The following is a 20,408-nucleotide window of genomic DNA, read 5'->3' as shown; positions in this document are numbered from 1 at the left end:
GGGACCCAGCAACGGGAACTGGACCAAAAGCCCAAGGACGGGTAGATTGGCCCGCTATGAACCTTGATTTGCCATTAAATGAATACACATACGTTGCCTTTGATACAGAAACCAGCGGAGCTTATCCGGTCGGATTTGACGTGGTCGAGTTCGGGGCAGTGAAGTGGTACAAGGGCGAAGAGGTCGGCCGTTTGCAGTTCCTGTTCAAACCGCGCGAGCTGATGAGTGACTTTATCATTGGCATTCATGGTATCACCAACGACATGGTGAAAGAGGCTCCGCTGATTTCTGAAAAGATTCAGGAGATCCATGAATTCTTTAAAGGGGCCATTGTCTTGGCTCACCACGCCCCTTTTGATCTGGGATTCATGGCTATTGATTTTGAAAAAGCATTTTTGTCGGTTTTACCTGAGCCGGCTTTGTGCACCAGCTTGTTGTCCAGAAAATGGATTCATGGAGTGGACAACCACAAGCTGCAAACCTTGGTAAAACATCTGGGGATTGATGGGGGACAAGCCCATCGCGCTTACGATGATGCCAAAGCGTGTTTGCATGTGGGCTTGGCGTGTTTTGAAAAAATGGGCGCAGAGATGACTTTGGCGGGCGCCATCAAAAGCCAGGGAAAAAACCTGATGTGGAAAGACTATTCCATCAATGCCCTGACGGCCGTGCAGATCAAAACTTTGATTGATGCGATTCAGACCAAAAAAGATGTCGATATGTCCTATGAAGGTGGTTCGAATAAAGGTGAAACCCGCCGGGTCACACCGATTGGCATTGTTCGCAATCCTGATGGCGATTATCTGTACGCCTTCTGTCACAAGGATCAGGCGCACAAGAGATACTATCTAAATCGCATCAGTGATGCACAGGTGATTTGGATTTAGTCCTCGTCGATATTCCAGCTTGGTTTGCTTTTCTTTCTGTTTTTGCCGGGAACAAGATCAAAACGTTCTTTCATTTGCTCTAAATCCTGCTTGTGCGCGCGGATTTTGAGCACCACACCGTTGCCTTCGTAGTTTTCTGAAAGCACGCGCATCTTGCTGCGAATTTCGCCGATAGCACCTTGAGTGGTGTATGGAATCAGAACGTCTTCTTCGATCATTTCTTCTTCAAAGTGTTTGACCAGCTTCGCATGCAAAGTGGCCACATCATCCGGATTTTTCGCAGACATAAAATGAGCTGTCGGGAATTCTTTCGCCAGCTCGGCCTCTTGTTCCGGGGTCAGGCGATCACGTTTGTTGAAGATCAAGAAACTCGGTAAATCCGCCGCACCCACTTCAGCCAAAACTGTGCGGGTGACTTCCAACTGAGAGCGGAATGTCGGATCAGAGCAGTCCACGGTATAAAGTAACAAAGAAGCGTTGGCCGCTTCATCCAAAGTGGATTTGAATGAGGCCACCAGATCGTGTGGAAGTTTTTTGATAAACCCGACTGTATCAGAAACCAGAATACGAGGACGGGTGTCCGGATAGAGCACACGGACAGTGGTATCCAGAGTTGCAAACAGTTTATCCGCCACCAAGACTTCACTGCCAGTCAGGGCACGCATCAAGGAAGATTTCCCCGCGTTGGTATAACCCACCAAAGCCACAGAGATTTCCTGGTCGCGACGAGCGCGGCGTTGATCAAGTTCTTGCGATACTGCAGCCAGTTCCTGTTTCAGTTCCTTGATACGGTCACGGATTTTACGGCGATCCAATTCGATGCTGGTTTCCCCAGCCCCTTTGCCGCCACCACCCTGACGATCATCATCCCCCAAAGCTTCACGCATTCGTGGTGCCACGTATTTAAGACGGGCAATTTCCACCTGTGAACGGGCAGCCTTAGTTCGCGCATGACGGCTGAAGATCTCAATGATCACACCCGTGCGATCCAAAACTTTGGCACTTGTGGCGCTTTCAACGAGCTTAAGCTGAGACGGGGAAAGGTCACAGTCAAAGACGACAACTTCCGCAGTTTCTTTTGGAGCCGTGTCCGCAGAGGCATCCAAATCCTCGGCACCTTGTTCTTCTTCAAAGACTTCGTCAACGTTGTCTCCGAAAAGATCATCGTCCTCATCATCCTGATTTTTGCTGAACTTCAAGGCGGCCTTATGCTTTTTTTTCACGAAAGAAGGAGCCACTTTGCCGGTGCCGCCAGTCCATTCAGCCAGCTCCATAAGCTTGCCATCTCCAAGGACCGTGGCCGTTTTTGTGGAGGTACGGCGCTGGGACATTTGGCCGACGACCTCATAGCCCAGAGTGGTGACCAGGCGGGAAAGTTCCGTCAAAGACTCTTGGGTCTCTTCATAGGTGGTGCGCGATGTTTGGATGCCGACAAGAACTGCCTTCAGAGGTTTTGTTTCATTCATGCCGAACGGTATAGCACAGGCCCTTGGAAAAGCTAGTGAAACCCCTCAAACCCCCAAGTCAGGAGCGGGTACGATAGCGAAGCAGGATGTAACAAATACCAAGAATCACGGCCGAAAATAATGTGAGGTTTAGGAAGGTTCCCCAGACATGGATAAAACCCACCTGAGGCTCCAGAAGCACCCGGCGGATCGCATCCCCAAAGTGAGTAATCGGTGTCAGCCAACTTAAAATTCTCAGATCCCAGCTCAGATTGTAGGTCGGCCAGGACATACCGGAAATCAAGAAAGCCGGCATCGAATAGAACATCAAAGCCACAAAGGCGGTCACCGAGTCTTTAAACAGGAGCCCAAACAAGAATGCCATCACGGATACAGATAAAGTGAAGAAGAACCCCAATCCCAAAATCAAAAGAAACTGAGAGGCTTGGGCTGGAAGATCAATCAGGGGCAGCAGGCCATAGATAAAGATCATCGAGAAAGCCAGATTGATCAGCGCATACGGCATCGAGCGTCCCAGAACATAGGGAATAATCCTGTTGGAGCGTCGTTCAGGTTGCCAGGTGCCAGCGTCCTTTTGTTCTGTCAGACTGAAGCAAAGTCCGACAATGATGATCTGCTGAAGAATCGCATAGATCAGGCCGGGTACGAAAAAGAAGCTGTAATTCAAAAGCGGATTGAAGATCGGTTTTGAACTCAGAGCCACGGGATTTGCCATGACCACGGCTTTGCCTTTGGGAAGACCTGCCTTGCGCAGAACGGTCATCAAAGTTCCGGCTCCATAGACTTGAGTGACAGTGGATGCCCCTACCATGGCGGGATTGGACAGTGCAAAGTTTGACGTGTTGGTCGCCAGATAAAGGGGAGCCTGTTGCAAGCGCAGTCGGTTTTGGGTGAAGTCGCGCGGAATATAAAGAGTGCCAACCGTATGCCCTTGCGCCATGGCTTCAGAGGCCTCATGCAAATTCAGATAGTTGCCTTCCAAAGCCACTTCCTCGGTCGCATCAATCTGGCGTAAAAGTTCTTGCGTGAACCCAGAGGCGTCTTCGCTGACAACTCCGACAGGAACGTTCTGCACACGCCCTTTTTGATAGGCAAAACAAAGGACCACGGCGTAAAGAACCGGTGCAGCCAGAGCCATCAGACGGATGTCAGGATTGCTAAAGACACGTCGTAATTCAGCTTTGAAGAAGTCCCAGAAAGATCTCATGCGGGTTTTCTCCATTTACGTTGATAGAAGAACAGGGCCACGGCCAGATACAGGACGGTCAGGATCAGTAAATGCAGAACTTCGCTTCCAAGATAAGTCAGGGGCACGCCTTCCTGATAGATTTTGCGATAGCCGGAAATAAATGGAGTCAGCGGGAAGATCGCAGTGATGTACTTATAAAATTCCGGCATCTGGCTGATCGGGAAGGTGTAGCCGGATAAGATAAAGGCCGGAGAGGCCAAAAGTAAAACACCCTTTAAGGCCCCGATAGTGCGCGCTGAGGCCAAAGAGATGGCACAGCCCAAAGACACCGCTGCGGCACAAAGCAAAGCCGAGAACACCAAAAGCTCGGCCACTGGGGCATGAAGCGAGATTTCAAACCACGGAAAGAGAAGTCGGAAGAAGACTTCAAAGCTCAATAGGCCCAGAACGAAATAAAAGCTCCACTTGCCCCAGAACATCGCCTGGGAGGACCGCAGGTGGCTTAAAAGTGTGGCTGTTTCCTTGCGTTGCTGGTGAGGGACGAAACATAAAGCGCCCAGAAGAATAATGACTTGATGAAGGATTGCGGCCCAGATCCCTGGTGTCAGATAGTTCAGATAATTCAGGCCGGGATTGTAAAGCTTGGCAATATTTAAAGGCAACGGCTGGATCATTTCCATTGCACGCTGGCTGGAGCTTCCTGTTTTTTGCAGGAACTTCATCTGAATTCCGCCATTGAGGGTTCCCACGATATAGGCCATTTCCGACATCGTCAGATTTGCCACGACGACATTGGTGGCATTGACCCAGACTGTCACTTGCGTGCGATGGCCGCGTTTGATGTCCCTTTGGAAGTCGCGGGGAATGATGATGGCGGCCGCAAAGTCACCCTTCAGGAAAGGATCTTTTAAAGTTTCCGTGTTATCGAAAGTTTCTTTGATTTCAAATGACCGGTTGGTGCTGGTAAAACGAATCAGAGTGCGTGACAGATTGGAGCGATCCAGATCCACGATCGCGATGGGCATTTGATTCACCACACGCTGTGAATAGATCTTCCCAAAGAAGAAGGCAAACACCAAAGGCCATGCCAGCGCCAGGAATAAAAATCCTTTGTGCGCCAGAAGCCTTTGCATTTCCATTTTCCAGACTTTGAAAAGATCTTTCATAAACTTCCTAGAGCGAAACAATCGCGGTCATGCCGGGGCGCAGACCTTCAATGGCTTCTGCGGGACGAGCGCGCAGTTCAAATGTTTTAAGATCAAAGCGGCCTTGTTCATTGGTGGACTTCCACTTGGCAAAAGCTCCCAAGGCCGAAATGTAGGTGATTTTCATCTTAAAGCTTTGGTCCAAAGCCGGAATACGAACAGACACTTCCTGATCTTTTTTGAAATCTTTCAGCTTGTCTTCACGCACATTGAAGACCACCCACTGATCTTTCAGATTCACCAGCGTCACCACCGGATAGCCCGGGGAAACCAGTTCGCCGACATTGGACACGATTTGCAGAACTTCGCCTTCCATCGGTGCTTTGATGGAGGTTTCATCCTCTGCCGCAGTGACTTCCCCGACAACCCCTTGAGAAGCCGAGAATTGCGCACGGGCGGCATCGTATTTAAACTTCGCTTCGTCACGCTGCTGACGGGTGACGGCACCTTCGGCGAAAAGCTTCTCGACTCGTTCATAGGTGGTTTTTGCCAATGACAACTGATCTTTGGCAACACCTTTGCCGGCTTGAGCGGATTGCATTTTGGCGCGCACTTCAGGGCTTTCCAGAATGCCCATCACGGTGTCTTTGCTGACCGCTTGTCCTTCAGAAACACGAATTTCGCCGATACGGCCCGGGATCTTCACACCGACATCAATTTCCGTGGCAGAAACTTCGCCATAGAAAATATTATCAGTCTTGGTGCAGCCCGCGAAAAGAGCCATGGAAGTCAGTAAGATGATAAAACGAGACATATGCTGCCTTTCCTAGTTTTTATATGCTTCAAGAAGATCGTCCTTGTGGCCACTGAACTTCAGCAGTTGGACGAAGTTGTTGTTGTAGTCATAGAGCGCTTTAAGCTCATTAAGCTGAACTGCTGTGAGTTGTAGCTGAGAATCAATGACATCCGTGCTTTTGGCAAAACCGTTGCGGAAAGCCACGGTATTCAGGCGCAGACTTTCTTTGGCCAGATCTTTTGTTTTCTGAACGGTGTCGTATTCTTCACGGGCATTCAGAATTTCAGAATAGTATTTTTCCACGCCGATACTGACCATGCTTTGCGCATTGCCTTCGAACAGGTCCAGGGCCGTTTTTTCCTGACTGATGGTTTTTAATTCATTGTTATCAGAAAGACCGTTGAACAGATTCATCTTCAGAACCAGGCCGGCATACCATTGCGGTGCCACTTCGGTCAGATCCTTTTCGTAAACCTCGTAGCTTCCGATCAAGGCCAGTGTCGGCATAAACTCAGACCGGGCCGCCGTTTTCTTGGCTGCCAGAAGCTCGCGCTTGTGTTTGATCTGCTTTAAGCTGTAGTTTTCCTCTTGGGCGGTCTTGCTGTAGGTTTCCACACTTTTCAGTGCAGTGATTTTCAGCGGAGTCGTCAAAGTGAAGTTTGTATCCTCGCGGTCCAGAGTGTTAGCCAAAACCTTGCGCGCCAAGGATTCATCACGTCCGGCTCTGGAAAGCGCGTTTTCTGCATCGGCCACAGCCACATCGACTTTCATTTTTTGTGCTTTGGAAAGCTGACCTTGCTTTAAAAGAGCCGCAGCAATGCGCTGATGCTCCTGCAAAGTGCTCAAGGCCTCAGAGCGCACTGATTTTACCTGAGCCGCCAATTGAACAGTGAAGTACTGTTGCACCAGGCTGACCAGAATGCGGCTTTGAGTTTCTTTTTCTTCGGTCTGAGAATTCTTATAAAGCTGCTCTTTGGCATTTTTGTTGGCAGTGATCTTGCCGCCTGTGAAAAGAGGCTGAGTCAGGTTCACAGAGGCCACGGTGAAGTCCTGTTTTTGCACCGGAAGCTCAAAGCGGGGAAGTGCGTTTTGCAAAGCTGTGCTGGTGGCGGCTCCGGCTGCCGGGCCGTTGGCGATGGTTGCGGCGGTGGAAGCCGAACCAATCATAGCGGTGCGTAGTTCGCTGAGGTCTACCACGATGTCATCGTTTAAATGAGTATAAGCTGCTGTCAGTCCGATGCTGGGCAGATATTTGCCGATAGCACCATCGTAGGTGTTTTTAGCGGCTTCCACGGAAGAGGCCGAGGCTTTGATTTCCCGATTGTCTCTCAGGGTTTTTTGCAGAGCTTCAGAGAGACTTAACGGCTCCCCTTGCACCAATACGGGCAGAAGAAGACCAAGAATGGGGGGCATAAAAGTTAGTTTACTCATGGTCTATCTCTATCAATTTCTTGGGCTTTTGATCAAACAAAAACATATGATGCAGGCAGAATACAGAGATGAAAAATAGCGGTCTTGAGTATTATCTTTAGCCTTTCATTTCCGGGTTTTTGTGGCATTCTTTTGCCCCTCAAAGCCTCTTGGGATAGGTTGCCCCGAAATTGAAAGGATATTTCATGTCATCCAAACTGATTTTGAATGCAATTTTGCTGTGGGCAGGGGTTTTCTCTGCATCTTCTTCTTTTGCAGCGGACGTTGTCGTGAAGGAAGAGATCGTTGTTTATTCTGCGCGTAAGGAAGAGCTGATCAAGCCTATTTTTGACCAGTTCACCAAAGAAACTGGCATCGCCGTTAAATTTCTTTCTGACGACGCGCCAAAGCTGATTGCTCGTCTGGAGTCTGAAGGTGCGGCAAGCCCTGCGGATTTATTGATTACGGTGGATGTGGCGAATTTGACAATTGCCAAAGACAAAGGTCTTTTTGCGCCAGTAAAATCCAAAGTCTTGGAAAAGAATGTTCCTGCCATCTATCGCGATAAAGACAGTCAGTGGTTTGCGTTGAGCAAACGTGTTCGCGCTATTTTCTACAACAAAGAAAAAGTAAAACCTGAAGAGCTTTCCACTTACGAAGATCTGGCAAACACTCGTTGGAAAGGTGAAATCCTGACTCGTTCTTCTGCTCACCCTTACAATCAGTCTTTGTTGGCAAATATCGTGGCTGTCCACGGTGCCAAAGAGGCTCAGAAGTGGGCAGATGGTTTTGTGGCAAATCTGGCTCGGAAACCTCAAGGCGGGGATTCAGACCAATTGAAAGCGGTGGCCGCTGGTGAAGCGAAGCTGGCGATTGCCAACAGCTATTACTATGGCCGTATGATGACCTCGGACCTTCCTGAAGATAAACTGGTGGCGCAAAAAGTAGGCATCTTCTTTCCGAATCAAAAAGCGGGTAAAGGTGATTTGACCGGCGCCCATGTGAATATCAGCGGTGGCGGTATTTTGAAGACCAGCAAAAATGCCAAGAACGCACAAAAGCTGCTTGAATTCCTGAGCGGTGATCATGCGCAGAACATCTATGCAGCGGCAAACAAAGAGTTCCCGGTAAATCCAACGGTGAAGGCGGATACTGTTTTGGCCGCTTGGGGTCCGTTCAAAAATGAAGGTACCAATCTGTCTGTGTGGGCGACTCACAGCAAGGATGCGACTCGTATCGCAGACAAGGCTGGCTGGAAGTAGTTTTCGGTGTTGAGATTCCTGGCCATTTTTATTGCGTCTCTGTGCATAGCGCCACTTTTGTTGGTGCTCACGGCCTGGCTGTTGCCATTTTCCCCGGAAACGGCGGAAAGCTGGCAGCATGTTCTTGAAACTCTTTTAAGTTCTTATGTGTGGCAGACCGTCGGTTTGTGTTTGGGTGTTGCCACCATCTGTTCTGTTCTTGGTGTGACGGCGGCGTGGCTGACGTCACAGTTTTCTTTCACAGGTCGGCGTTGGCTTGAATGGGGAATGATTCTTCCCCTGGCTGTGCCGGCTTATATTTCCGCATATTCTTACGGCTGGCTTTTTGAGTATGCCGGTCCGGTGCAGTCCCTGTTGCGTGAATGGATGCAGTGGTCGCGGGGCGATTATTGGTTTCCCGAATTTCGCAGTTTAGGGGGCGCTATGTGGGTCTTGGGTATTTCCACAACCCCGTATGTCTATCTGCTGGCTCGCACGGCGTTCTTGTCCCAACCGCGCGAGTGGTGGGAAGCAGCGGCCACACTGGGCGCTTATCCGTCGCGCATCTTCCGTAAAATTGCCTTACCTGCGGCCCGTCCGTTTATTGCCACCGGGGTTGCGTTGTCATTAATGGAAACCATCGCCGACATCGGAACGGTGACGGTGCTGGGGGTACAGACGGTCAGTGCTGGGATATATCGCAGTTGGTTCTTTATGAGTGAACCATTGGTGGCCGCTCGTCTGGCAGGATTGCTCTTGATTTTTGTTTTTGTTCTGATGGGGGTTGAAGCTTTGGGACGCCGGGGAATGCGCTACAGTTCTTTGCGCAATCAGCAGGCGACAGACAAGGTTCCGCTGCAGGGTCTAGCGAACCTGGGGGCTTTTGTCGCGTGTTTGCTTCCGGTGACGGCGGGCTTCTTGTTGCCTGTCGCGATTCTGATTCGTCTGGTGCTTTATTCCACCTCATGGAGCTTCCTGGAATCTTTAACGGATTACTTGTGGCAAAGTATTCGGCTGGGTATTTTCACAGGACTGCTGGCCTGCTTTGCTGCCTTTACGATGGTGTGTGCGGAACGTTTTCATGCGCAGTGGTTGCGTTTGGTCACGTTATTGGCAAATCTGGGTTATGCGATTCCGGGGGCGGTTGTTGCGGTCGGCTTGATGATGTTGTTCGGGTGGTTGCGCGATTTCACGGGTTCGACTTGGATTATCACTGGCAGCATTGCGGGCTTGTTGATTGCTTACACGGTTCGTTTTATGGCGACGGCGTACAGTCCGCTTCATAGCGGCATGTTGCGCATACCTGAGGAAATCGACATGGCGGCGGCGTCTTTGGGGAAGGGCAAGGTCACCACCATTTTCCGGGTGCATGTTCCATTGATGACACTTTCTTTGTGTACGGCGTTTATCGTCGTGTTTTTGGATACGGTCAAAGAGCTTCCGGCCACTTTGATCCTTCGTCCTTTTGATGTGAAAACTTTGGCGGTGGCGGCTTTTGAATTTTCCAGCGACGATCGTTATATCGAAGCGGCTCCGTACTCTTTGGTCTTGATTGCCATGTCAACCGTGGCCGTGGTTGCGCTCCACTGGATTCAAAAGCGCAGTTTAAGGTGGCGTGATGTCGAACATTGAACTTAAAAATGCAACTTATCGTTACAAGGTCGGTGGAGTTTCTGGAGTTTCTTTTGAAGTTCCGGAAGGCAAAATCGCCTGTTTGTTGGGGGCGTCGGGCAGTGGCAAGACGACATTATTGAAGCTTATGGCGGGATTCCTGGAACCTCAGTCAGGTCAGATCCTGATCGGTGGCAAAGCGATTGCTGGCGAAGGCGCTTCATTTGTGGTGCCTCAAGAACGAAAAATTGGTCTGGTGTTTCAGCAGCACGCTTTATTTCCACACCTCACCGTAGCGAAGAACATCCTTTTTGGCTGCACCCGCGAAAGCAAAGAGGAAAAACAGCAGCTGCTTAAAAAGCTTCTGCAGGACTTCCGCATTGAACAGCACGAAAACCGCTATCCGCATCAGATTTCCGGAGGCGAGCAGCAGCGTGTGGCGATTGCCCGTGCGATAGCCTCGGACCCAAAGGTGCTGTTGATGGACGAGCCATTTTCCAGTCTGGACAAAGCCTTGCGGGAACAGGTTCAACAGCAGTGTCTGGAAGTAATTCGTGCGCGCAATTTGACGACGGTGATGGTAACCCACGACGAGGACAGCGCCAAAGTCATGGGTGATGTGATTATTCGCCTTCAGAGTACTCGATAACGTTCACGGTGCGTTCTTTTTTGATCTGGTGCAGGCGTTTGTTGACCTCTTCTGCCAGTTCTTCCAGATGTTTGAATTCATCGCCCGCGCGCAATTTCAGGTTGGCGTTGGCTTTACCTTCCAAAGCTTCGTTCAGGAATCTTTCAAAGGCATACAGCGGCCCTGCGATACGGTGGGAAATCAAACGACCGACAGCAAACAGGATGGCACAGAACGCAACGGAGATAATCAGGAAGGTGATGACGAAAGGCACCAGGAATTTATTCAGCAAGAAGGCGTTGTTCCCCACCAGTTCCTGAATCGTCACACGCATGTAGGTGTAGGAAAACACCGAGCAGATTAAAGTCAGGCTTAAACCCACACCCATCAGGATAAAGCAGTATTTAAGCTGGAAGGGCATATTCACCCAGTACTGTTTGCGCACGTTGTTTTCCGGCCACAATAGCTCGCCTTCGCGGATGATCGCATAGACAATCAAACCATAACCCAGCCACTGTAAAGCATCGGCGACGTTAAACGCCGGGCTGGACAAGGACGGGGTGCCCAAAACGATAAAGTCGACAACATAGCCCCAAACGATACGATCGGTGACGTTTCCAATGATGCCACCAATCAAGATGGACAGGCCCGAACGCAAAGTCAGGGATTTGATCGGCAGTAAATACTGGATCAGGGCATAGGTCGCTAATAGGAATGCACCACCCGTGGACAGGGACACAATACGCAAAACAGATGGAAGGTCTGAAAACAGTCCCAGCATCGCCCCGTGATTATGGTGCAGGACGAAGTGCACTGGACCGAAAGATTTAAGCTGGGTGATGCCGGTGGCCCATATTTTTGTGATGCGGTCCAAGGACCACGTCGCCAGAAGAGGAAGAATCACAATTAGCCATTCGCGTTTTTTCATGCACTTCAGTCTAACAATTCACACAAGGACTTGCGAATGAAAAAACCTCTCATTACCATCGTCTAGAACGCTCGTACACTTGGAGGCTTCGTGAGATTTCTTTTGAATGTTTGTTTGATTGTTTTTGTGGCAGCTTCGGCTCAAGCGGACGAGAAGTTTGCAGATGTTCAAAAAGAGTTTGAGGCTTTGGCAAAGAAGTTTGGGGTCAGCACCAAGGATGTTGGCATTTATGCAACGATTGGTGAAGGTGAGGAGCTAAAGACCCTCCTGGACGTGAACGGGCAGAAAGTCATGATTCCGGCGTCTATTTCCAAAGTGGCGACGGCGTCGGCTGTTCTGGCTTCTTTTCCTCCGGGGTATAAATTCAAGACTCAGCTGCTGACCAGTGGTGATGTCAAAAATGGCACTTTGAAAGGAAACCTCTACCTGAAAGGCGGTGGTGATCCGTCTTTTGTCTCTGAGAACATGTGGTTTCTGGTGAACGCGTTCACCCGTGCAAAAATCAAGAAAATCGAAGGGGATATCATCGTGGATGACTCCTTGTTCGACAAAGTTCGTTACGACATGAGCCGCCAGAAAGAGCGTGTGGACCGGGCCTATGATGCTCCGGTCGGGGCGATGAGCTTTAACTGGAACTCGGTGAATATTTTCGTTCGTCCCAATGGGGCGGGTAATGGCGCTGACGTTTCGATTGATCCGGAAAATGACTATATTCGTCTGGTGAACAAAGCCAAAACGATCAGTGGTTCTGCGAACAAGCTTTTGGCGGATCGTCAGGAAGATAAAAAGTTCAATGGCGATGTGATTCACGTGGGGGGCAGCATTGGCCAGGGGCTGAAGGAAGTGGTGGTCTTTAAGAACATCACGCAGCCGGACCTTTGGGCAGGTTACAATTTGAAGTCTTTCCTGGGGCAAAGAGGAATCACACTCACCGGAAATATCAAGAATGGTGTCACACCAGAGAAGGCCGAACTGGTCGCGGAATCTGAAAGTAAGGCGATCGAGGCCATCGTTGCTGACATGAACAAGTTTTCCAACAACTACGTCGCTGAAATGCTGACGAAAAACTTGGGCGCGGTGAAAAAAACAAAAGGGGCTTCGCTGGCAGATGGTGTGACCGTTTTAAATGAGCATATGCAAAGTCTGGGGGTTCCTGCGGATCAATATCATTTGCAGTCTCCATCCGGTTTGACCCGGGACAATAAGATGTCATCGTTTGCGATGTGGAAGGTCCTGCAGCATTTACGCAACGACTTCCGAGTCCAGCCCGAGTTCCTGACCTCCTTGCCGATTGCGGGGGTTGATGGCACGCTCAAGAAACGCATGAAAAATTCCCCGGCAGAACGTTGGGTGCGTGCGAAAACGGGATTCCTGACTGGCGTCGTCTCCTTGGCGGGTTACGCGGGTTTGGAGGACGGCCGAGTTGTGACTTTCTCTTTCGTTTACAATGGTTCTACGGATGAGACGAAGATTCGTTCGTTTTTTGATAATTTACTTATCTATCTTGTAAAATAAGCCGAATAAAAATGTGGAAGGTGGACCTCCATGACGAAACTTAGTGTCTCAATTCTATACGCAGTTCTTTTGGGCGCGCCGATGGCGATGGCTCAAGGGGATATTGCTTCTCAGGTCGTTCCACAGGTGATGGGAAGAAGCCCGGAGGAAAGCCGTCCATGGCGCGCACCCGTATTTTCGGGGCAGGATTCCTTCTTGGGATATCATGGTGAAGCTTTCGCGACTCCTAAGGGCATGGAAAAACAGGTTCAGTTCTGGGTGGATATCTATACCAAGTACTCCACCAATCAGGGCGTGATCCACGATGCTGAAAATGTCGAGACCGTTTATGAAGTGGTTGATCTGACAGGCCTGGTGGGTGAACGAGCCCAGCAGAAGAAAATCGATGAGGTTAAAAAAACCATCGGTATGAAATTGTCTGCCGAAGAAAAAGAACGCCTGCGTTTCCAGTTGGGGCAAAAGGACCGCATGCAGGATGCGATCTTCTATTCCGGTCGCTATATTGAAGACATGGAAAAAATCTTCCGCGATGCCAAAGTTCCGGTGGAACTGACGCGTCTGGCATTTGTGGAAAGCAGCTTTAATATCATGGCGCGCTCCAAAGTCGGTGCGAGTGGTCTTTGGCAGATCATGCCTTACACGGCAAAGCCTTATAAAATGATTTCAGCGACGGTGGATAATCGCAACCATCCCATGGAAGCCACCAAATTGGCGGCAAAGCTTCTTCGTCAAAACTACGGCATGTTGCAGTCCTGGCCTTTGGCGGTGACGGGTTACAATCATGGTCCGACCGGTGTGCGCAAGATGACCGAGAACTATAAAACTCGTGAGTTGGGTGAACTGATTGCCAATGTTCGTTCACGCAAAAGCTTCGGCTTTGCTTCGCGCAACTTCTATGCAAGCTTCCTGGCGGCAGTTGAAGTGGAAAAGAACGCGGGCAAGTACTTCGGCTCTGTGGTCTGGTCCAAACCATTGGATGCGCAGGATTTGAAGCTGCCGGTGTCTGTGAAATACAAAGAGATCGTAAGCTGGTTTGACGGAGATGACCGTAAGGCCCAGATTTTCAATCCGCATCTGACTTTCAAGGCCCGCAAAGGTCATCCAATCCCGGCTAAGACGGTGATTGCGGTACCTAAAGACAAATACAATGTGGCTTTGATTTCCCTGGCTCGTCGTGACCGTATGGTGGCGATGGAAAGAAAATAAGTCTGCAATAAAATCAGGGCATAAAAAAAGGGAGCTTGAAAGCTCCCTTTTTTGTTTTGGAAAGACGGTGCTAGATGAAGTCGCCTTTGCTGCGATTCGCGTTGGCAGCAGGAACCTGCGCCGTTGCACCCATATCCAGATACTTGTGGAAGAGCTGGTAGATCTCTTCAACGATAGCAGCATCGTGGATGGCCGTCGGATTATCGATTGCCATGGTGTTGGTCAGGCCGATGAAAGCATTGACCATGATATAGGAGATCTTGTCCATATCACGACCCGGAATCTGCGGAAGGTTGTAGCGGACAACTTCCTGGAAGAAGCGGATCGACTCGGACATGTAAGCAGCTTCGGCTACGTAGTACTGAATGGTGGTCAGTTTAGAGCGAAGTTCTGAGTTACGGCGAGTTGTTTCAACGGCAAGTTCGATCATCCCCTTCACACGCTGTTCTGGTGGAAGTGGAGAGATGGCGCGCATTTTTTCGCTGAAGATGCGTTTGTCCTCTTCAAGGATGTTCTTAACGACAGCTTGAACAACGGATTCTTTGTTGCCAAAGAACTGATAAAGAGACCCGATGCTCACGCCAGCTTCTTTGGCGATTTTATCTGTAGTGATAGCATAGAAGCCTTCACTGACGAGCAGGCGAGAGCAGGCATCCAAGATAGTCGCAACGGTTTGGCGAGAACGTTCTTGAGTAGGTGCTTTGACAATAATCTTAGTTTTCTTCGTTTTTTCTTCAGATGACATCATGATCAACGAATACCCTTTCTGTGGACCCGAGGCCCGTGAGGACAGAATAGGTTCGTCTGGACGCGTGGGCAAGTCTGGTTTTTTGCAAACCCGTAATGTTTGTAAAGAAAAACTGTAGAAAAATATGAGACTTTATTCGTAGATTTTTACTGAAGCTCTTGATCGCAGTACTGGAGCGCTCTTTGCTCGTTCGCCGGGTAACTCATACTTTGGGCGAGTTTATTACACTGCTTCTTGGTGATCGTCTTATTAAAGTGACGCAGGCACTCCCAACGAGCTTCATCTCCCGAATCTGGGAACTCCATGGCTTTGGAAATTGTATGACACTCCTTCAAAGTAGGACGCATGCGCAGGTCGTAAAGGCAAATCATGCGAGCATCTTCAGCGTTCGTGGAATACTCCATGTTTGCTGCGATGTTAAGGCACTGGGTTACAGAGATCTGTTGCTTCTTCTGCTTCAGGCATTTCAAACGCAGATCATCTCGTTGGTCTATAGCAAGTTTGGCTGTCTTCGAAACCTGGCAAAGACCCGCAGCCTGAGCCTGGGGCAACCCAAATCCAATAACAACAATTGCAGCCAACAAGAACTTCAACATAGGTGTAAACCTCTCCCTAGGAATCCAGAGATCACATAAGCAAGGCCCTGGCCAACTTTTTATGCAATTGGAAGCCTTCTGAAGGCAAGTGACTGTCTCAAAATTTGACAGAAGGCACAGTCTTGGGCGGCCTTACAATCTCGGTGGGCTTAGGTCCAATTTTTTAGAATGCAGTAATCAAATTAAAGACAACCTCTCTTTTTAAATGGGCTCCCGCCGATATGTGAGCACATATTTATTGCCAATATGAAAGGTCCTCAAAATATGCTCAGTAAACTAAGTCTTAAAGCCAAGTTGTTTCTTCTGTGTTTTTTCTTGTCGTCAATTTCACTGGTCGTGGGGGTTGCGGGTTTGGTGTCTCAGTCCAAAGTCGCGCACGAGTATGACTTTATTGTGACGCGAGTTTCGCCAAAGTCAGAATATGCCGCAAGTTTTCTGGCGAACTATCGACGACTTCGAATCAACGTCACCATGCTTGGAGTGACTGATCTTTCAGCAGCAGATGCCGCAGAGAGTATCAAGACCGCTCAGTCGGCTATTAACGACTATGAAAAGGACAAACAGGCGTACATTGATCTTGGTTTTGTGCCGGGACAACGGGAAGTTTTTGAGAAAGTTGATGGTGCTTGGAAGAGTTATAAAGAGATTACCGGAACGGTGATGTCGCTTCATCAGAGTGATGCAGAGGCGGACCAAAAGAAGAAGTTGCAGATAATTTTGCAGGAGCTGCCGTCTCGAGCGGGGACCTATACTGCCGCGGTTCAAGATCTGTTGCGATATCATAAGGGTATTATGGCGGGTCGAGCTGCCACAGCTGCCGAGATATCCTCCACCAGCAGTAAAATCACAATTGGTATCGTCATTGGTGGAATCCTTACGGCTCTTTTGGCGGGCTACCTTTTTGCAACATCCCTGGCAAAGTCACTCAGTCGTATTGGCGAGTCTGTCCTGATGGCGTCCGAGCAGACCTCCAGTGGGGGAACTCAGCTTGCGGCTGCCAGCGCCCAACTGTCTTCCGGCTCGACCGAGGCGGCGGCGTCTCTGGAGGAAACGGTGGCTTCGCTGGAAGAGCTTGCAAGCATGGTGAAGTTGAACACGGGGCATGCCCAAGAGGCGAATTCTTTGTCGCAAAGATCACGTGAGTCGGCTGAAAAAGGTGAAGTGGAAATTTCCAAGTTGATCAGCTCCATGGCGGATATTGCAAATGGATCCAAGAAGATTGAAGAGATTATCAATGTGATTGATGATATCGCTTTTCAAACCAATCTTCTGGCATTGAATGCTGCGGTGGAAGCGGCGCGGGCCGGAGAGCAGGGCAAAGGGTTTGCGGTTGTAGCAGAGGCGGTGCGCGCTTTGGCTGCAAGAAGTGCCTCATCCGCGAAAGAGATTTCAACTTTGATCAATGAAAATGTTGTTTTGAGTGAGCGCGGAGCAAAAATTGCGGACACCAGTGGCGAAGTGCTTAAAGAAATTCTCGGAGCGGTAAAGAAAGTAGCAGAGCTGAATTCTGAAATTGCAACAGGAAGTCAGGAACAGTCTCACGGATTGGAGCAGATCTCCAAAGCCATGAATCAACTGGATCAGGCGACGCAGGGGAACGCGGCTTCATCTGAAGAGGTGGCGGCTTCTTCCGAGGAGATGTCTCAGCAGGCGGATTCTTTGACCGAGCTGGTTGGAGAGCTTCAGGCTCTTATTCAGGGAGGTGCGGGGGTACAAAAATCAGTCAGTGCTTCTGTTCATGCTCTTCAGGGGGCGGGGGGATCGAAATACACTCCTAAAGCATCTTCCCTTGGGGATGTGTCGGGATTCTAGCTAATCCAAAATTCCAGGTTTATATCACGGGCTTCTATCCAGAGGCCCGTTTGTTATTTCAGCAGGCGTTGGGCTTCGAGAACTGCCGCTTCGGCATCGACCAATCCCGCGCCAAACTTATTGTGATCATTCGGGGTCAGGGGCAGGGCCGTTTTCATCAGCAGGGATTTGATCTGGGCAGGAGTAAGGTCTTTGTTGACGGCTTTTATCAGGGCGACGACACCTGCAACATGCGGGGAGGCCATTGAGGTCCCGAACGTTTCAAAGTAGTTGGTTGCAATCGTCTGCAAAGACACGAGTGGATTTTGTCCGGCGGTGAGCAAAGACTTAAGCTGCCATCCCAGCTTCGCATCAATCAGATAGGCACTGGCAAACAACGAGTTTTCGTTATCGAACAACTTTACGTCAGCATACTTGCCATCAGTGTTGTGGATGAGCACATGACGGGAACCCACCCGCATGGCGGAACGGATCTGATCAGCAAAGGCCAGATCTGTTTTGGCAACCAGGGCAATTTTTCCGGTCAGGTCTTTTCCTTGGAAATCCTCTGGGCGCCCCAAACCGCAATCAACAACTTCCATATCTTGAGGCTGCCAGCTGGGTGTGGTGCCCATCATAAGTTCAATCAAAGACTGTGTCTGGCTTGAACCCACGTTTAAAGTCAGGATGCTTTTACGGCCTTTGCCGACGGGATAAGTGGAAACGACCTCAACCCCTGGCGCCACCAATGTGACTTCCGGTCCGTATTGCGAGAACGAAGCAATTTGCATACTTCTATCCACCGCCCCTACCGCAATCACAGAAGGATAAGCCGCCGGGAACAGAACTTGGTCGATGCCATAATTACCGGTGGCCGCCACCACTGAAATCCCGGCGCGATCCGCACGCAAGATAGCCTCTTGCTCAGCAGGGGACGATCCCGAGGAGCCCAGTGACAGGTTGATCACATCCACCTTTTCGGTCACCCCCCAGTCCAAGCCTTCGACCACGCCGACATTGTTGCAACCCATTTCACTGCATACCCGGCCGGCCAGGATTTTTGCTTTGGGGGCAACACCGGCAAAGCCCGTGCTATTTTCAACAGCGGCGACCGTGCCGGCGACATGAGTTCCATGACCGGTCTGGTCGGTGAAGTTTTCACCTTTGCTAATTCCGGTGAAGTCGCGGCCTTTTTCAAAGTTATCTTTCAAAGAAGGATGTTTAGGATCAATGCCCGTATCCAGCACTAGAACGCGGATGCCCTGACCTTTGCCGGATTTTTCCCAGGCCTGCGGAGCCTTGATCGCTTCCAGTCCCCAGGTTTTTTCCGCGTGTTCAATGGCGACATTCGCCAAGAGAGATTGTCTTTGTGGTTTGAAGCTGACGGGGCGGTTGTGCTCTTTTTCCACATAGCTTACGCCCGGAATATTTTTGAGAGCCTGCAGCTTTGATTCATCGTTGGCTTCGACGATGAAGGTATTCAGATTTCTAAGATTCTTCTGAATCTTTACAGGCAGTCGGGCTGATTCAAAAGCCTGACGATCTTTCATGAAGACGATGACCCGACCAGCGTGGGCAGCAGGGATCAAAAGAACGGTCAGCAGAAAAGAAAAAAAGGTGAACTTCATCGTTGCAGTGAAGTTCACCTTTTCATGTCTTTATGTAAAGGGTCTGCCGGGGGGCCTTGAAAGCTTTACCTGAGTGTCAAAAGACTTTACGGCCGATTTTCTCTTTCAAAGCATCTTCCATCCAGAATTGTACTCCATGATGGTCCTGGATGTTCTTCATGTACTGGCGGATCATCTTATCTTTGATCTGTACATTGTAGGACAGGAAGCGGAATACGATCGGAGCGAAGAAGGCGTCAGCAATACAGAAATCACCGAACAGATAAGGACCTTCACTGACCTTCAGGGCGGTTGTCCACATTTCCAAAATGCGTTCGATATCTTTGATTGTTCCCGGTGTCAGGTGTCTGACATCACCTTTGTGTTGCAAATCCATGCTTAACTGAGAGCGCAGGGATGTGAAGCCAGAATGCACTTCTGCGGCATAACTGCGCGCCAGCGCACGGGCACCGATATCTTCAGGCCACAGTTGCGCTTCTGGAGAAAGCTCATTGATGTATTCTGCAATCGCCAGGGAATCCCAGATGATGATTTTGCCATTGCGAAGGGCCGGAACTTTTCCTGCCGGAGAGTATTTCAGGATTTTTTTCGTGGTATCCGGTTGATCCAGAGTGATGTTGACTTCTTTGAAGGGCAGACCGGACTGCACAGCCACCAGCCAGGCACGCATGGACCATGAAGAGAATGTTTTATCGCCGATGATCAGATCAAAGAAAGGCTTGTCGCTATGAACGTGATAGGCCACGAAAGTACCTCCGGTATTGTTGAAGTAGAGCCCTCAGTCTAAACGGACGAGGGGTTCTCGGCAAGAGTCATCTCGAATGGCGGAGGTGATGCCAAGCTTCTTTCTTGTTTCTTGTGAATGTATTTGGCCCAGAGTTTTTTCACCCAGTGATGCGTCAGGGGATTACTGAAGTGGCGGTGGGCCTGTTTTTCGAAGACCGCAATCGCACACTTGTAGTTCATCTTCTCGATATGTCCTTGAATCGTGGCACCCAAGCGTTCGCACATGGAATCCACCTTCAGATCGACACGGGGGGTTCCCACCACGATATCCGCGGGGGATTGATCCATATAGTAAAGTCCCAGGCCCGTTAAGATCTCACCCCAGGGTATTTCCTGGGACTGCTTGCGCCAAAGAGGGGACAACGTGAAGTATTCCATCGTCATGATCTTGCTGCCTTGTTTGGTCACCGACTTCACGAACTGAGGATCGAGTTCTTTGAAATAGTTGTGGTTGCGGTGGGCATGCAGATGCAGATCGAAGGTGGTGAAAAGATTGAATCCCACCACTTCATTTTTATAAAGCAGCACTCCAGCGGCGTGACAGCGGAAGAAGTCGTCATAATTCAGCTCGACACCGGCGCTGTTGAGCACTCGGCCGAACGTGTCTTCCCAAAGTCCAAAGACTTCGTTCAAAAGTTCTTTTTGTGAATCACACACATGATGAAGTGGGATGATTTGATAACTGATGCTTGGCATATTCCAAGCATGAAGTCGATACCGCAAAAATACAGAGTCCAATTCTGATATACTTGGACCTTTGCTGGATGGATTGTGTTGAAAAACAAAAAAGGACGCTGGGGGCAGCGTCCTTTTCTGAGTTTATTCTTTTTTCAACCT

18 protein-coding genes are annotated in these 20,408 nt (G+C 49.7%); 7 read left to right on the top strand and 11 right to left on the bottom strand.

Annotated features, from left to right (window positions below; translation table 11 throughout):
* Positions 1-56: 56 nt before the first annotated feature.
* Positions 57-887 (top strand): exonuclease domain-containing protein, encoded by an 831-nt coding sequence (locus ACES2G_RS15100; RefSeq protein WP_347359132.1) that lies wholly within the window; start codon positions 57-59, stop codon positions 885-887.
* Here ACES2G_RS15100 and hflX read toward each other — a convergent pair.
* From hflX to ACES2G_RS15075, 5 genes are read right to left on the bottom strand one after another with little or no spacing between them, the layout of a single operon-like run.
* Entirely contained in the window at positions 884-2,353 is a 1,470-nt protein-coding gene (hflX, locus tag ACES2G_RS15095) for a GTPase HflX (RefSeq protein WP_347359131.1), read from the bottom strand. The two genes, ACES2G_RS15100 and hflX, sit on opposite strands and share 4 nt — an antisense overlap.
* Positions 2,354-2,411: 58 nt before the next feature.
* Positions 2,412-3,560 (bottom strand): ABC transporter permease, encoded by a 1,149-nt coding sequence (locus tag ACES2G_RS15090; RefSeq protein ID WP_347359130.1) that lies wholly within the window; start codon positions 3,558-3,560, stop codon positions 2,412-2,414.
* Positions 3,557-4,708 (bottom strand): ABC transporter permease, encoded by a 1,152-nt coding sequence (locus ACES2G_RS15085; RefSeq protein WP_347359129.1) that lies wholly within the window; start codon positions 4,706-4,708, stop codon positions 3,557-3,559. Before ACES2G_RS15085 ends, ACES2G_RS15090 begins: the two co-directional genes overlap by 4 nt.
* A 7-nt stretch (positions 4,709-4,715) precedes the next feature.
* Positions 4,716-5,501: an efflux RND transporter periplasmic adaptor subunit gene (locus ACES2G_RS15080; protein ID WP_347359128.1), complete on the bottom strand. Its 786-nt coding sequence runs from the start codon at positions 5,499-5,501 to the stop codon at positions 4,716-4,718.
* A gap of 12 nt (positions 5,502-5,513) precedes the next feature.
* The gene (locus ACES2G_RS15075) at positions 5,514-6,914 is read right to left on the bottom strand and encodes a TolC family protein (protein ID WP_374000649.1); all 1,401 of its coding nucleotides are present in this window, start codon (positions 6,912-6,914) and stop codon (positions 5,514-5,516) included.
* A 185-nt stretch (positions 6,915-7,099) separates the two neighbouring features.
* Between ACES2G_RS15075 and ACES2G_RS15070 the strand changes: the two genes are divergently transcribed.
* The 3 genes from ACES2G_RS15070 to ACES2G_RS15060 are packed head-to-tail and all read left to right on the top strand — an operon-like array spanning position 7,100 to position 10,394.
* On the top strand, positions 7,100-8,155 hold the full coding sequence (locus ACES2G_RS15070; protein WP_347359126.1) for an extracellular solute-binding protein: 1,056 nt from the start codon (positions 7,100-7,102) through the stop codon (positions 8,153-8,155).
* A 6-nt stretch (positions 8,156-8,161) separates the two neighbouring features.
* On the top strand, positions 8,162-9,766 hold the full coding sequence (locus ACES2G_RS15065; protein ID WP_347359125.1) for an iron ABC transporter permease: 1,605 nt from the start codon (positions 8,162-8,164) through the stop codon (positions 9,764-9,766).
* Entirely contained in the window at positions 9,753-10,394 is a 642-nt protein-coding gene (locus tag ACES2G_RS15060) for an ATP-binding cassette domain-containing protein (protein WP_347359124.1), read from the top strand. The genes ACES2G_RS15065 and ACES2G_RS15060 overlap by 14 nt, the downstream gene beginning before the upstream one ends.
* On the opposite strand, the gene ACES2G_RS15055 is transcribed toward ACES2G_RS15060, so the two are convergent.
* On the bottom strand, positions 10,369-11,301 hold the full coding sequence (locus ACES2G_RS15055) for a signal peptidase II (RefSeq protein WP_347359123.1): 933 nt from the start codon (positions 11,299-11,301) through the stop codon (positions 10,369-10,371). The two genes, ACES2G_RS15060 and ACES2G_RS15055, sit on opposite strands and share 26 nt — an antisense overlap.
* Positions 11,302-11,391: 90 nt before the next feature.
* On the opposite strand from ACES2G_RS15055, the gene dacB reads away from it, so the two are divergent.
* A complete protein-coding gene (dacB, locus tag ACES2G_RS15050; RefSeq protein WP_374000648.1) occupies positions 11,392-12,816 on the top strand; it encodes a D-alanyl-D-alanine carboxypeptidase/D-alanyl-D-alanine-endopeptidase in 1,425 nt (474 codons plus the stop codon).
* Positions 12,817-12,846: 30 nt separating this feature from the next.
* Complete coding sequence (locus tag ACES2G_RS15045; RefSeq protein ID WP_347359121.1) at positions 12,847-14,022, top strand: lytic transglycosylase domain-containing protein; 1,176 nt, start codon at positions 12,847-12,849, stop codon at positions 14,020-14,022.
* Between the two features lie 70 nt (positions 14,023-14,092).
* Here the strand turns inward: ACES2G_RS15045 and ACES2G_RS15040 are convergent, their stop codons facing one another.
* Together ACES2G_RS15040 and ACES2G_RS15035 are read right to left on the bottom strand one after the other, a co-directional pair.
* The gene (locus ACES2G_RS15040) at positions 14,093-14,770 is read right to left on the bottom strand and encodes a TetR/AcrR family transcriptional regulator (protein WP_374000647.1); all 678 of its coding nucleotides are present in this window, start codon (positions 14,768-14,770) and stop codon (positions 14,093-14,095) included.
* A gap of 146 nt (positions 14,771-14,916) precedes the next feature.
* Positions 14,917-15,366: a hypothetical protein gene (locus tag ACES2G_RS15035; protein WP_374000646.1), complete on the bottom strand. Its 450-nt coding sequence runs from the start codon at positions 15,364-15,366 to the stop codon at positions 14,917-14,919.
* Between the two features lie 315 nt (positions 15,367-15,681).
* Here ACES2G_RS15035 and ACES2G_RS15030 point away from each other — a divergent pair, with 315 nt between their 5' ends.
* The gene (locus tag ACES2G_RS15030) at positions 15,682-17,178 is read left to right on the top strand and encodes a methyl-accepting chemotaxis protein (protein ID WP_374000645.1); all 1,497 of its coding nucleotides are present in this window, start codon (positions 15,682-15,684) and stop codon (positions 17,176-17,178) included.
* Positions 17,179-17,231: 53 nt separating this feature from the next.
* Here ACES2G_RS15030 and ACES2G_RS15025 read toward each other — a convergent pair whose 3' ends face one another.
* The 3 genes from ACES2G_RS15025 to ACES2G_RS15015 form a co-directional block, all read right to left on the bottom strand.
* Entirely contained in the window at positions 17,232-18,785 is a 1,554-nt protein-coding gene (locus ACES2G_RS15025) for a S8 family serine peptidase (protein WP_347359560.1), read from the bottom strand.
* Positions 18,786-18,861: 76 nt separating this feature from the next.
* Positions 18,862-19,530, bottom strand: coding sequence for a glutathione S-transferase family protein (locus tag ACES2G_RS15020; RefSeq protein WP_347359561.1), 669 nt, complete (start codon positions 19,528-19,530; stop codon positions 18,862-18,864).
* Between the two features lie 38 nt (positions 19,531-19,568).
* Entirely contained in the window at positions 19,569-20,267 is a 699-nt protein-coding gene (locus tag ACES2G_RS15015; RefSeq protein WP_347359562.1) for a hypothetical protein, read from the bottom strand.
* Positions 20,268-20,408 lie beyond the last annotated feature (141 nt).

Source organism: Bdellovibrio bacteriovorus, assembly GCF_041888015.1.
Lineage (GTDB): Bacteria > Bdellovibrionota > Bdellovibrionia > Bdellovibrionales > Bdellovibrionaceae > Bdellovibrio.
The sequence above is the reverse complement of the archived record's forward strand: the minus strand, read 5'-3'. Positions and strand labels throughout refer to the sequence as shown.